Origin of the sequence: Sinomicrobium pectinilyticum (assembly GCF_003725735.1) — a bacterium.
Lineage (GTDB): Bacteria > Bacteroidota > Bacteroidia > Flavobacteriales > Flavobacteriaceae > Sinomicrobium > Sinomicrobium pectinilyticum.
The window spans coordinates 79407-93562 of record NZ_RJTM01000011.1 but is presented as its reverse complement, the minus strand read 5'-3'; the positions used below and the strand labels follow the sequence as shown (position 1 = coordinate 93562).

Sequence of the window (14156 nt, the reverse complement as noted above, 5' to 3'; positions counted from 1 at the left end):
TCATGTTGCGAAATATAATTCTCGGTATCGCTTGTATTTCCCTGGTGTCCTCCTGCGTATCCTCCAAAGTATATAAGGACCTGGAGAGCCGTTATCATTCCCTGAAAGAAGAGAGGGACACCCTCGCCGGTAAAAATCAGGAACTCGAAACTGCAAAGAACCGCCTGGAAAACGAGCTTTCGGCTTTGCAAAAAGCATACGATGATGCGGTTGCGGAGCGGGACAGGCTGCAACGGGAATATACGGCAGCAAAAAACAATCTCGAAAATTTACAGGAATCCTACGACGCACTCGAAAAAAACAGCAGCACAGCCATAGCAGAAAACTCCAAAAAGAACCGGGAACTCCTGGCCGAACTGGAAGCTAAAGAAAATGCCCTGGCCGAAGAAAGTGCCCGCCTGGACGCACTGAAAAAACAACTGGAAACCCGGTCGAGACGTGTGGATGAACTGGAAAGCCTTATCGCTTCCAAAGATGCCGCCATGCAGAAACTCAAAGATGCCGTCTCCCGCGCCCTTCTCGATTTTGAAGGCAACGGGTTAACGGTAGAGCAACGGGACGGCAAGGTATATGTTTCCATGGAAAACAAACTGCTGTTCGAAAGCGGAAGCTGGGCCGTGGGTGCAGAAGGCCGGAGAGCTGTGGTTGAACTGGGAAAAGTACTCGCCCAGAACCCGGATATTTCCGTCCTCATCGAGGGGCACACGGACAATGTACCTTACCGGGGCAGCGGACAGGTGAAGGACAATTGGGACCTGTCTACAAAAAGAGCTACGGCCATTGTTCAGATACTGCGTGAAAATGCGAATATCAACCCGCAGAATCTCACTGCCGCCGGAAGAAGCGAATACGCCCCGGTTGCTCCCAATACCACTCCGGAAGGAAAAGCAAAAAACCGGAGAATAGAGGTCATACTCACACCCAAACTGGATGAAGTGTCCAGGTTGCTCAACGAAATATAATCTCTCCCCGTGAATGACCGAACGTTCCCGGAGAAGCCGTATCATCCTTCTTTTCCGGGTTTATTTTTATTTATCAGAAAATTACTATGAAATATACCACACTTCCCAATACCAACATTAAAGTAAGTAAAATATGCCTGGGCACCATGACCTGGGGACAGCAAAACACCGAAACAGAAGGTCACGAACAAATGGATTATGCCCTAGAACAAGGGGTTAATTTCTTTGATACTGCCGAGCTGTACCCGGTACCCGCACGAAAGGAAACACAGGGAGCCACGGAAAGGATCATCGGCTCCTGGTTCAGAAAGACCGGGAACAGGGACAAAATCATCCTGGCATCCAAAGTAGCCGGACCGGGATATTCCAACCAGCACATCCGGCAGACCGGTTTTCAGAAAGAAGCCATACACGAAGCTATCCACGGCAGCTTACGCCGCCTGCAAACCGACTATATCGATCTTTATCAACTGCATTGGCCGGAGCGGAACACAAACTTTTTTGGCAAACAGGATTATACACATGACGAAAGCGAAAAATGGGAGGATAATTTCGCTGAAATCCTGGAAACACTTAACGGACTTATCAAAGAAGGTAAAGTACGCCATATCGGGGTATCCAACGAAACACCTTACGGCATAATGCGTTTCCTCGAGGAAAGCAAAAAGCACAGTCTTCCTGAAATAATAACGGTGCAAAATCCGTATTCCCTGTTAAACCGGCTCTATGAAGTGGGCCTTGCGGAAATATCCATGCGTAAGAACATAGGCCTGTTACCGTATTCTCCCCTGGCTTTCGGGGTCCTTAGCGGAAAGTATCTGACCGGACAACCGGCAAATGCAAGGGTTACCTTATTCCCTAATTTTAAACGTTACAGTGGCAACCAGGCTACCGAAGCAGCCCGCCAATATTACGAACTGGCAAAGAACAGCAATCTCTCGCCGGCTCAAATGGCCCTGGCCTTCATAAATCAGCAACCCTTTGTAACCAGCAATATTATCGGGGCCACCTCTATGGAGCAACTCCGGGAAAATATAGACAGTATTCATATACAACTGGATGAGACAGTAATACGTGAAATAAACAATATTCACAAGCAAATACCTAATCCGGCTCCTTAACCCGGAATGAGCCGCCTACTGGAATTTAGCACATGGTTTCCCGGGGAACAAATCCTTTTTTAGTATTTTTGAACCCGGATACGGCTAAAGGCGCATTCGCAACTTCAATTTTGAACCTATGAGTGAAATAAGACACAACTGGACCAAAGAAGAAATACTTGAAATATACAACAAGCCATTGATGGAGCTGCTTTACGATGCCGCTACGGTACACCGCAAACATCACGATCCGAATACCGTACAGGTTTCCACGCTTTTATCCATAAAAACGGGAGGATGCCCCGAAGATTGCGGTTATTGCCCCCAGGCAGCACGCTATCACACGGATATCGAAGGCAACGACCTGATGAGTGTCCAGCAGGTAAAAGCACAGGCTCTCCGCGCAAAATCCGCAGGAAGTTCCAGAGTATGTATGGGAGCCGCCTGGAGAAATGTAAAAGACGGTCCGGAATTCGATGAAGTCCTGGAAATGGTACGTACCATCAATAAACTGGAAATGGAAGTGTGCTGTACCCTGGGCATGATTACCGAAAACCAGGCAAAAAGACTTGCAGAAGCCGGCTTATATGCTTATAACCACAACCTCGATACTTCCGAAGAATATTATAAAGAAGTCATTTCCACCAGGGGATACGAAGACCGTTTGCAAACTATAGAAAATGTACGTAAGACCAATGTGACGGTTTGTAGCGGTGGTATTATCGGGATGGGAGAAAGCACTGAAGACCGCGCCGGGATGCTGGTTGCCCTTTCCACTCTCGACCCACAGCCGGAATCTGTACCTATCAATGCCCTGGTAGCCGTAGAAGGCACCCCGATGGAAGACCAGGAGCCCGTGGAAATATGGGAAATGATACGTATGGTAGCCACAACACGTATTGTAATGCCTGAAACCCAGGTTCGCCTTTCGGCCGGGCGGACAAGTATGAGCAGGGAAGGACAAGCCATGTGTTTCTTTGCCGGTGCCAATTCCATTTTTGCCGGCGATAAGCTACTCACCACCCCCAACCCGGATGTTCATGAAGATATGCAGATGTTCCATGCCTTAGGGCTCAATCCGCAAAAACCCTTTACCAAGAAAGACCAGCCCCAGACGGTGGAAGCTGAAAATTCCCTGTTCCAGCCCCTGGGAGAAAAACCCAAATGGAGCAGACCGGGCCATATGATCCCCCGTAATGAAATGGCGAAACAGAAAAGTAAATAATGCAAACAAAACACTAGTCTGCAAACAGGCTGCTTTTTGCAGTACATCATAAAAAAACCATCTGGATATCCGGATGGTTTTTTCTTTATATAATAAGAACTACGGAGATTATTGGGCCATTGTTTGCCGGAACCCTCCTGTAGTGAATACCGCCAGCATCCGGTCTTTTTGTCCTTCGGTAAACATATTCAGGCACTCGTCATCCGAATAGTCCATGAAATTCATGGTCATATTATTACTTCCGCAAGCAACTGTCGGATAAACGGGGCATCCTCTGCTTGGCCCGTCCGCATCCGGAGTATCATTTACGAAATCGCTGGCGCCACAACCGCCATCACCCCATATGTGACGAAGGTTTAACCAGTGCCCTACCTCATGTGTTGCCGTTCTCCCCGTAGAATATTGCGTATCTCCGGTAAATCTGTGATCCAATACCACCCCGTCCGTAGACCAGTCTCCTCCCGGAAACTGGGCGTATCCGAGAATATTTCCACCGCGGTAGGGCATGTTATTCACCACCCATATATTTAAAAATTCCTGTGGATTCACTACATCACTGCCCCCACTCGAAGTAAACTTCATGGAATCGTCCGGTCTCCACTGGCGTTTATTGCTGTTTACCCGGATCACCTGCTCTAAAGTAAAGCGGATATTTATATCGGATTCCACCGCAGCAAATTCAGCCGGTATTCCATTTCTGCCGGGGTTGTTGAGATTAAAATCCTCGTTAAGCGCATTTAACTGGGATTGTAATTGCGAATCCGGTATATTTTCGCTTTCCGTCCTGTAGATCACATGAAAGATCACGGGGATTTCAATAACGCCGTCCGCAGCCAATCTATTTGTTAATTTACTCTTAATCGCTTCTTTACTATGGAGTTCTACCGCTTCCATCCGGGATGCCAGCTCCGGGTTCTCTGCTAATTTCTCATTAAGAACTCCCATAGTACCACATTGGTCCTTAGACACTGTGAACTCTTGATTTTCAGAAGACAGGTTTTGCTCATCTACTTCATTTACCGAATTTTCGCATGAAGTCAAGACTAAAGCCATTACAGATAGGCTCAAAAATACTTTTCTCATGAATTTAAGATTTTTTGTTAATGTTTTGTTAATACAATTATACAAATTTTTAACAAAAAACGAGATAAATGTTTATTTTTTTTATTTTTCCGTATTAAGGATTACCTTCAAAAGCACTTTTCAATTTAGGTGAATATCAAATAATATTCTTCCATTCTCAGTATCCGGAGGCATACACCCACTTACTAATCCGTATTTTTTACGCAGTTCTTAAAAAAAATCTTTCCGGTTAGATTAAATTTATTAGTTTTGCAATCCATTTGCCTCGGTGGCGGAATTGGTAGACGCGCCGGATTCAAAATCCGGTTCTTTCGGGAGTGTGGGTTCGATTCCCACCCGAGGTACGAAAAAACCCTGTGAAACAGATGTTTCACAGGGTTTTTTATTTTTTCGAGGACTACGAACGGGGCAACAATTACAGCCTTAAGACCTAAGCAATCCTCTTACAAAAATCTTATCTTCCTCTCTTGTCTTGAATATGTTATTTAATTTTTCGTAATCAGGTTTTCAAAGTGTGTTAAATCATTTATCAAAACCTCTTTATCTATAGAATGACTAACTAACTTCGTTTTACTGACAGGAAGAATTCACACCGGTTTTACATAATTCGCCCGATACCTCCAGTAACTGATGCCGCCAAGAATTAATAATCCAAAGACAATATATTTCACATAATCCGGGGTAATGGCTGCAGAACCCGATTGCGCGTAGCTATGAAGACCGACTAGATAGAAATTAACACCAAAATAGGTCATCATAATACTACCATAGGCCGCTACACTCATAAAATTGTAAATCCATCTTCCTCTTAGGCCAGGTACCAATCGCATATGTAGTACAAAAGCATAGACCATGATGGAAATCAATGCCCAGGTTTCTTTGGGGTCCCATCCCCAATAACGTCCCCAACTCTCATTGGCCCATTGTCCACCCAAAAAGTTACCAATGGTGAGCATCACCAAACCTACTGTCAGGGTCAGTTCATTGATAATGGTCAACTCCTTCAGGTTAATTTCCATTCGCCTTTTGTTCTTTTTGGTCGTCAGAATAATAAGAATCAATGAAACCACACCCAAGATCATGCTTACTGTGAAAGGGCCATAACTGCCTACAATTATCGGTACATGAATCATCACCCAATAACTGTCCAAAACAGGCACCAGATTAGCAATGGAAGGATCTACCCAACTTTGGTGCCCGATCCAAAGCAGCATCGAAGCAACAAAAGCACTTGCGGCCAGGGTTAGGTCACTTTTTCTGGCAAAAAGTAATCCCATACCTACTGTAGCCCAGGAAACATACAGAATACTTTCATAAGCATTACTCCAAGGGGCGTGGCCCGAAATGTACCAACGTAATACCAAGCCTGCGGTATGCCAAATAAAAAACAGAATAATCACCCCCTTTAAGAAGTAGGTTGAGGCGCTCCAGATTTTCCTGTCCTTAAAAATCCTGAAAATGAGAATTAAGAACAAAAGCCCCCCTATCATCATATAGTATTGATACAGACGATTGAAGATATCCAGCTTATTGTAAATGATTTCGGCTTTTATCTTTTTCTCAGATAACATTACTTCCGAACCATGATTTCTCTGGTTCTGTTTAAAGGCTTCCAGCAGTTTATCGGATTCAGAATAATCTCCTGTAGCAATAGCATTCCGTAAAGTATTTACGTAATACGGAAGACTATTCGTCATAAAATTGGCATACAGGGAATCTTGTACCTGATATTGACCGGAACGGAATTCCAAGGCAGAAATCCATTTGTTGTTCTCATCGTTCAACAACGGAAATATTTTCAATATGTTTCCGCTCAATGCCATTTCCAACAAGGTGTAACGTTCATGAACTTTGATAAAGTCTTTTTGGAATTCATTGGGATTGGTCGTAGAGCTGGCTTCTTCCAGGTAAGGCCTTAGTTTATACATGCCTGTAGCATCGAACAAGTCAACCGGCTTAATGAACTTCTTCGTTTTTTTTACTCCCAATATCTGACGAATACTATCATTTTGCCATTTACCGATTTTGATAAATTCTGTATTGTACCAAAGGCGCGGGTTTATCATCATGGAAAGGAATACCTGATCGGAATTCATGTCCTTGAATTTGTCATTGCCACTGAGTTTACGCAACAACTCTGAAGTAAAAGTGTGCAAAGGTTTCATCCGCCCTCCTTCATCCTGGATTACCAGTTCCCCGAATTTATCCGCATGTTCCTCACTAACAGTCGTGGCCTTGATAAGCGAATCTATTTGTTCCTGAGTGGGTATGTTGGTATGGTTTTCCTGATGTGCTTGCTGTGCAAATCCTTGAAGGCAGCCAATCAGGAATAACATAACTGCTGCCATTTTTGCCTTCTTCTTTTTTACTTTTCCTAATGCCTTGGTCAAGTCCATAAATCGAGTTTTACCGAAAAACATAATTCCTATTAATCCGGCATACAGCAAGAAGTAGCCGATGTAAGTAATCCACGTCCCCCAAAAATCATGATTAACACTCAAGATCGTACCCTTTTCATCCGGCATAAAACTGGCCTGAAAAAAGCGATATCCGCCATGATCCAGAATATGGTTCATATAAATATCATAATCAAAGGGGCGTTCATCCTCAATAGTCACTTTGCTCATAAAGGATTTGTATACATTGACCGTTCCGGGATACTTTTCCGCAATAAAGTCATTGAGTTTCACCCCAAAAGGTAATTGATATATTTTGGAGCCATATCTCAACGAAAATTGCAAATCCCCTAAGGAAAACGGGGCAGCAAAATCTGAGGGTCCCTTACTGCCCAATAACTTCTTTTCTACCGTTTGTCCGTTTGCAGTAACGGCAACGACCAATGCGTCCCGGGTCTGTTCCGTAATTTCATTCTCGGGGACTTTGACCACGCCATAACGCCCTTTAAGTAATGGTTCCGGTACTACAAATTGCATTCCGCCCATAGAATACAGCGAACGTAGCTGTAATTCCTGAAGGCTATCTTTTACCACTTTTCCCTGCAACTGGTCAGCCATTCGCATAAAATTGCCTTCAAAGGGAGCTTCTATAAAATATCCTCCATCCCCAGTGTAAAAGTTAATGGCTCCCCTGGTCTCTTTATTAAGTGCAAACAGCACATTATGGATGCTGGCAACAGTTCCATTCTCTAAAAAATGTTCGTGCCGTTGCCCGTTTCCTGCCTCAACAATTTTTAAATATTCCTTGCCATTTTCATCGGGAATAAGTCCTTCCTTAGCCCCTTTGACAAAATCAACATATTCAATTCTGAATTCATGCCCGTTAAAATCATCGTTCCAAGGCAGACTTGACCTTTTCCCTTCCCGGGTGACCAAAATATCGTCTTCTAAAACCTTGCGCCTGAGTTGTCCCTCAATTTCGCCATCAATATAGGCGGTGAGATAGGTCTTATCCGAATAAAAGACATTTTCCGTCCGGCCTTCCCGAATAGGCATCATGCCTTCGTAACTTATGTATCGTGTTACAAAAGCCCCTGCAATAATCAGTATCCATGAAAGGTGTAAAATCAAAACAGGCCATTTTTTCCATTGCAGAAGGTTGTACCTGTAAATGTTCCCTAAAAAATTGATGACAAAGAAAACCATAATGGCCTCGAACCAGGTGGCATTGTAAATGTAAATACGGGCGGTTTCGATGCTGTATGAAGTTTCAATAAAAGTTGCCATACCCATTGCAGCAGCAAATAGAAGAAACAAAATGGCCATTAATTTGGTCGAGAACAGGGTTTTCTTAAGTAAATCGAACATAATGGATTTGCAATTAGGTTGCGAAATTACGAACTAAAGAGGACTTTTAAGAATAATTGGTTTGAAGTTCAATTCATAAAATTCACCGAGGCTCTGCCTCAGGTGTTGCGTGATTATTATATTGATAGGTGTAATCTAACATATCCATAAGAGTCAAAACAAGAGTTTGTTGTTGTATCATTTCGTATGTCCCATAAAATATAGGCCTGATGTTCTGGACAATCATCTTGCTAAGACGTTCCTCTCTGTCTGCCTTGGTATAGAAGAGTGTTATGAGATTCATTTTTTGGAGACAGGCCTTGATGGTGACCATGTCCATTTTTTGATTCAGGACGTACTAACGATTTCGCCAGATTAAATATGACGAACATCAAAAGCCTCATAATTTTTTCAGCTATCATCTTTGATTTTTCATGAACAAAAAAAGTGATTTCCTTGCACGATTTCAAAATTACAAGCAGCATCCGTCTCATTTCCCAATCTTTCTAATCGCTTCCCAAAATAATTCTTGAGGTAAAGTTGACTTCTTATTCTTAAGCGATTATGCTCCGGTGAATATCTTATCCGGACCAACGCTACGTCATCATCCAAAAAAAGAGGTTGACCACGAAGGCAACCTCTTTATTACTGCTCTGCAAAGGATACCCCTACCCTTATTCGAAAGCAGCTCCACAGACTGTGAAAGACAAAACCATCCCGTTTAGACCATATGGGATAATAAGAACGTGTTTTGCTTCCGAAAGCCTATGTTCTCCAAACAACCTAATCTTTATAGCAGTATACTGTAATGCATTTTTTTATGACCGCGGGATACAAATATATACAAAAAACATAAAAACTAACCATATATCGTTAGAAAGAGGTGCTGAAAATTTTGGACTTTTCTTTCATCTATGGATAAACGGCATTTTAATCATCTTTTGGGAGGCTTTATCCGGTCTAAACGTGAAGAAATAGGCTGGACACAGTCCGACCTGGCTTCGCGTATAGGCAATAACTCCCAGAATGTTTCTGCCATAGAACGGGGCATGGTAAGCCCCACATTATACTGGTGTAGTGAAATTTTGGCTCCTGCGTTAGACATGACCTCCGTAGATTTCTTAACCGAATTCGAAAAATTCAAACAGGATAAATAGGCGCTATCTTCTTTTGTTTAAATCATCCGTATTTTAGCCATAGCACAAAAAAAGACCGCTCCTTACAGAAACGGCCTTCTCCATCTTTATTATTCGAATACCGGGAGTATTATACGGTAATATCTACATGAGCTTCCCTGATGGCCCCGAATCCTCCGGCCACATCTGCAAAGTTGTGGATCCCCCTGCTTTTCAATATGGAAGCAGCGATCATGGAACGATATCCCCCCGCACAATGAATATAGAACTTCTCTCCTTCGGGGAATTCCGCCAAATGATCATTAAGATAATCCAGGGATGTTAAATGTGCTCCTTTTACGTGACCGGCTTCATACTCGGTTTCCTTACGGACGTCAAAAACGGGTACTTCGCCTTTCTTTTGCATTTCTTTCAGCTGGTCGGCAGTAACTGAATTTACCGTATCGTATTCCCTGCCGTCCGCTTTCCATGCTTCAAAGCCACCTTCCAGGTACCCCAAGGTATTGTCAAAACCAACGCGTGAAAGCCTTGTGACGGTCTCTTCTTCCCTTCCTTCGGGGGTAACCAGCAAAATGGGCTGGGCGGTATCCATAATAAGGGCACCCACCCAGGGCGCAAAACTCCCGTCAATACCGATAAAGATAGACCGGGGGATGTGTCCTTTCTCAAAATCGGACTGGTGCCGTACATCCAGTACTACAGCGCCGCTTTCGTTTGCCAGGGTCTCAAAGCCGGAGGGGTTTAACGGGCTGGCACCGCGTTTGAGCACTTCATCGATATCCGCATATCCTTCCTTGTTCATACGTACGTTATGCGGAAAATACTGCGGAGGGGGTAACAGGCCGTCGGTAACCTCTTTGATAAATTCTTCACGGGTCATGTCTTCCCGCAGTGCATAGTTTACCTCCTTCTGGTGGCCGAGGGTATCTACGGTTTCCTTCATCATGTTCTTACCGCAGGCCGATCCTGCTCCGTGACCGGGATATACAATCACATGGTCGCCCAAAGGCATGATCTTTTCGCGGAGGCTGTCATAAAGTAGCCCGGCCAGTTCTTCCTGGGTCATATGTGCGGCCTTCTGGGCCAGGTCAGGCCTTCCCACGTCTCCCAGGAACAGGGTGTCGCCACTGAAAATGGCATAATCTTTCCCGTCTTTATCGCGAAGGAGATAGGTAGTACTTTCCATCGTATGTCCCGGAGTGTGCAATACTACAATGGTTACTTCCCCGAGAGGAAATTCCTGTCCGTCTTCTGCAATAATCGATTCAAAATCGGGGTTTGCGGTAGGGCCATACACAATGGGAGCACCTGTTTCCCTGGATAAGGTAAGGTGCCCGCTTACAAAATCGGCATGAAAATGGGTTTCGAAAATATATTTGATCTTCGCCCCGTTCTTTTCTGCTTTTTCCGTGTAAGGGTGCACTTCCCGCAAAGGGTCTATAATTGCCACTTCGCCCTTACTCTCTATGTAGTAAGCGCCCTGGGCAAGGCATCCGGTATATATTTGTTCTACTTTCATGTTAATATTTTTTATCATTTTCGACTTAGCTCAATCCAAGCATTCTTTAACAGTTTAACGCCCTCTGTTTGATGATTAAAAGAATCTCCGAATACACGAGGCAACGACTATTTTAATCTTTTCCGGTTTCATGGTACAAATTTAACAGGTTGTTTTCCTTCCCGGCATAACACCACCAAATTACCATCTCCGGATTGGTTTTTATATGACTTTTATCAGTTACTCATCATAAATGTGTAAACTCTTCTATAAGGATATATATTGCCATGACCAGTACAAACCAGCCAAAGCCTCTTTTCAGCTTCTTTCCATCTGCTTTTCCGGAAAGGTAACTACCGGCAAATATCCCTGCAATAGCTATTCCCGTAAAAATGAGCAAAAGGTTCCAGTCTATTTCCATCACACCAACATCTCCGGCAAAACCTATAATGGAATTGATAGATATGATAAGCAAGGAAGTGGCTACCGCTTTTTTCATGGGGAGTTTGGCAAAAAGCACCAGAGCGGGAATAATAAGAAAACCGCCCCCGGCCCCTACAAAACCGGCGACAACCCCTACCAGTATACCTTCGAGAAAAAGAATATGGTAATGATAGTCGGAAACATTGGTTATAATATTTTTTTTCTTATTACGCAGCATGGAAATGGAAGTAATAAGCATTATTACGGCAAAAAACACCATAATAACATGGTCTTTGGTCACCTCCGTTCCGCCGACAGTAAAGAGGTAGTGCGGAATAGCGGGCATCACAAACCTTCGCATAACATATACCACGACGAAAGCAGGGAAGGCAAACACAAAAGCCGTTCTTACCTGCACCAGTTTTTTCCGCATATTGATAAACGCACCGATAAGCGAGGATACTCCAACCACAAAAAGGGAATAGCCAGTAGCCGTGGCAGGGCTTACCCCCATGAGGTAAACGAGGACAGGAACGGTTAAAATAGAGCCTCCGCCACCGATAAGACCGAGGATTATACCTATGAGAAGAGCCCCTACGAAACCCGCTATGTGGAGAATATCCATGATACTGTCTTACAATTTGCTACAAAAGTAGGATATCCGGAAGAGGTAATCGGTAACAAAGGTTACATGGCAGGGTAGACGCATCTTAAAAGCTAAATAGTTTTGGAGATACTTTTTTTATGATTCCGTCATAGGTTAAACCCGGAGCGGGGATCAACCCTCTTCCGCTAAGACCGGATATCCTGACGGGCAGAACACAAATGATTTACTTTTACGGAGCAGGTCTCCCAAAGCTATCTCTCTCCGGCCGGGCAACTAAAACGCTATCCTACTTAAAGCACTGTTGTTTAATTTCCGTATCCGTTTGCCCCGGGTTGTATGGTCTCAATCCATTATAAAACCAAGCTGCTATCGGATTGCAAATTATAAATCTATAACCCTAATACTGTTTCTGAACAACTGTATTTTCCCCTGGTTTTCAAGTTTTTTCAGCAACCTGGATATCACTACCCTCGAGGTGTTCAGGTCACGTGCTATGTCCTGGTGGGTAGTGTGGATGACATCGTCATGGGTTATCATGGCTTTGTCCCTGAGATGGCGCAACAGGCGTTCATCCATTTTAAGGAAGGCTATAGAATCGATCGTATCGAGCATTTCCATAAGCCTGTCGTGATAGCTCTGCAGGATAAACTGGCGCCAGCTTTTATAGGTTGCCATCCAGCTTTCCATTTTTTCTACCGGGACCATTACAAGAACGGTATCGGTTTCGGCTACGGCACGGATCTCACTTTTAGCAAGCCCTACACAACAGGAAAGAGTCATGGCACAGGTATCTCCCCTTTCTATAAAATAGAGTACCAGTTCGTTGCCTTTTTCATCTTCGCGTAAAATTTTTATGGCCCCTTCCAGAATAAGGGGCATCCCTTTTATAGGCTCCCCGATATCCATAAGCTGGAATCCTTCGGGTACTTTTTTCAGCTGGCCTACCCGGCTTATTTCCTCCAGGAGAGGGGGTTCAAAGAGGTAACCGTAATTTTGCTTCAAGGCTTCTATCATGCACCTAAGATAAACAATAATCGGTTTTACGCCATAAACGCACTGATGCCAGTTTATTTGAAAGCGTTAAAGCCTGTTATATCGGCACCGGTAATCAACAGGTGTATATCGTGCGTACCTTCGTAAGTGATTACGCTTTCGAGGTTCATCATATGGCGCATTATGCTGTATTCTCCCGTAATTCCCATCCCCCCGAGCACCTGTCTTGCTTCACGGGCTATCTTTATGGCCATTTCCACGTTGTTGCGCTTTGCCATGGATATTTGTGCCGTAGTGGCCTTTCCTTCGTTCCGTAATACGCCGAGCCGCCATGCCAGTAACTGCGCCTTGGTGATCTCCGTGATCATTTCGGCCAGTTTTTTCTGTTGAAGCTGGGTAGCTGCAATAGGTTTACCGAACTGTACCCTTTCTTTGGCATAGCGAAGGGCCGTATCATAACAATCCATTGCCGCACCTATAGCGCCCCAGGCGATGCCGTAACGGGCAGAATCCAGGCAGCCCAGGGGCGCCCCAAGGCCGCTTTTTCCGGGCAAAAGGTTTTCCTTGGGTATTTTTACGTTATCAAATATGAGTTCCCCGGTAGCCGAGGCCCGGAGCGACCACTTGTTATGTGTTTCCGGTGTGGTAAACCCTTCCATGCCGCGCTCTGCGATAAGGCCGTGTATCCTTCCTGCTTCGTCTTTGGCCCAGACCACGGCAATATCTGCGAAAGGTGCATTGGATATCCATAATTTGGCCCCGTTGAGGAGCAGGTGGTCTCCCTTGTCTTTAAAATTGGTAACCATGCCTCCCGGGTTGGAACCGAAATCGGGCTCCGTAAGCCCGAAACAGCCCATAAATTCTCCGGAAGCAAGCTTAGGCAGGTATTTTTTACGTTGTTCTTCGCTACCGTATTTCCATATGGGATACATGACCAGGGAAGACTGTACGGAAGCCGTGGACCGGATGCCGCTATCTCCTCTTTCGATCTCCTGCATAATAAGCCCGTAACTGATCTGGTCCAGGCCTGCACCTCCGTATTCTTCGGGAATATAAGGCCCGAAAGCACCTATTTCGGCCAAACCGCCGATAAGTTGCTTCGGGAATTCCGCACGCTGTGCATATTCTTCTATAACAGGCGATATGGCCCGCTTCACCCAATCCCGGGAAGCGGAACGTACCAGTTTGTGTTCTTCCGACAAAAGATCGTCCAACTGGTAATAGTCCGGGGCTTCAAAAAGGTCTGGTCTCATGTATGAATGGTTAAATTACCCTTCAAATATATCTAATGAAATATAACATCACAAGGTTTATTTGTTATATTTATCAGACAACATCTTTTCCATCCGTCATATACCATGAATTTTACAGGGATACAAACAAAAA

11 protein-coding genes and 1 tRNA gene are annotated in these 14156 nt (G+C 44.4%); 6 read left to right on the top strand and 6 right to left on the bottom strand.

The features are described 5' to 3' along the window. The first annotated feature begins 2 nt into the window (after nt 1-2). From ED312_RS02360 to bioB, 3 genes are all read left to right on the top strand, one after another. On the top strand, nt 3-962 hold the full coding sequence (locus ED312_RS02360; RefSeq protein WP_123214396.1) for an OmpA/MotB family protein: 960 nt from the start codon (nt 3-5) through the stop codon (nt 960-962). Between the two features lie 86 nt (nt 963-1048). Then, on the top strand, nt 1049-2083 hold the full coding sequence (locus ED312_RS02355; RefSeq protein WP_123214395.1) for an NADP(H)-dependent aldo-keto reductase: 1035 nt from the start codon (nt 1049-1051) through the stop codon (nt 2081-2083). Nucleotides 2084-2201: 118 nt separating this feature from the next. Beyond that, on the top strand, nt 2202-3287 hold the full coding sequence (bioB, locus tag ED312_RS02350; RefSeq protein WP_123214394.1) for a biotin synthase BioB: 1086 nt from the start codon (nt 2202-2204) through the stop codon (nt 3285-3287). Between the two features lie 108 nt (nt 3288-3395). Here the strand turns inward: bioB and ED312_RS02345 are convergent, their stop codons facing one another. Continuing rightward, nucleotides 3396-4370: a zinc metalloprotease gene (locus ED312_RS02345; RefSeq protein WP_123214393.1), complete on the bottom strand. Its 975-nt coding sequence runs from the start codon at nt 4368-4370 to the stop codon at nt 3396-3398. A gap of 262 nt (nt 4371-4632) precedes the next feature. Here ED312_RS02345 and ED312_RS02340 point away from each other — a divergent pair. After that, nucleotides 4633-4714, top strand: a tRNA-Leu gene (locus tag ED312_RS02340). Between the two features lie 243 nt (nt 4715-4957). Here the strand turns inward: ED312_RS02340 and ccsA are convergent. Beyond that, the gene (gene ccsA, locus ED312_RS02335) at nt 4958-8134 is read right to left on the bottom strand and encodes a cytochrome c biogenesis protein (RefSeq protein WP_123214392.1); all 3177 of its coding nucleotides are present in this window, start codon (nt 8132-8134) and stop codon (nt 4958-4960) included. A 166-nt stretch (nt 8135-8300) separates the two neighbouring features. Between ccsA and ED312_RS24460 the strand changes: the two genes are divergently transcribed. Both ED312_RS24460 and ED312_RS02325 read left to right on the top strand, forming a co-directional pair. Next, a complete protein-coding gene (locus ED312_RS24460; protein ID WP_394342839.1) occupies nt 8301-8492 on the top strand; it encodes a transposase in 192 nt (63 codons plus the stop codon). A 535-nt stretch (nt 8493-9027) separates the two neighbouring features. Beyond that, nucleotides 9028-9270 carry a helix-turn-helix domain-containing protein gene (locus ED312_RS02325; protein WP_123214390.1) on the top strand — a complete coding sequence of 81 codons (243 nt, stop codon included), beginning with the start codon at nt 9028-9030 and terminating at the stop codon, nt 9268-9270. 109 nt (nt 9271-9379) lie between these two features. On the opposite strand, the gene ED312_RS02320 is transcribed toward ED312_RS02325, so the two are convergent. The 4 genes from ED312_RS02320 to ED312_RS02305 form a co-directional block, all read right to left on the bottom strand. After that, complete coding sequence (locus tag ED312_RS02320) at nt 9380-10768, bottom strand: MBL fold metallo-hydrolase (protein ID WP_123214445.1); 1389 nt, start codon at nt 10766-10768, stop codon at nt 9380-9382. 226 nt (nt 10769-10994) lie between these two features. Then, nucleotides 10995-11795, bottom strand: coding sequence for a sulfite exporter TauE/SafE family protein (locus ED312_RS02315; RefSeq protein WP_123214389.1), 801 nt, complete (start codon nt 11793-11795; stop codon nt 10995-10997). Between the two features lie 363 nt (nt 11796-12158). Next, the gene (locus ED312_RS02310) at nt 12159-12791 is read right to left on the bottom strand and encodes a Crp/Fnr family transcriptional regulator (protein ID WP_123214388.1); all 633 of its coding nucleotides are present in this window, start codon (nt 12789-12791) and stop codon (nt 12159-12161) included. Nucleotides 12792-12844: 53 nt separating this feature from the next. Continuing rightward, complete coding sequence (locus ED312_RS02305) at nt 12845-14023, bottom strand: acyl-CoA dehydrogenase family protein (protein ID WP_123214387.1); 1179 nt, start codon at nt 14021-14023, stop codon at nt 12845-12847. Nucleotides 14024-14156: the final 133 nt, after the last annotated feature.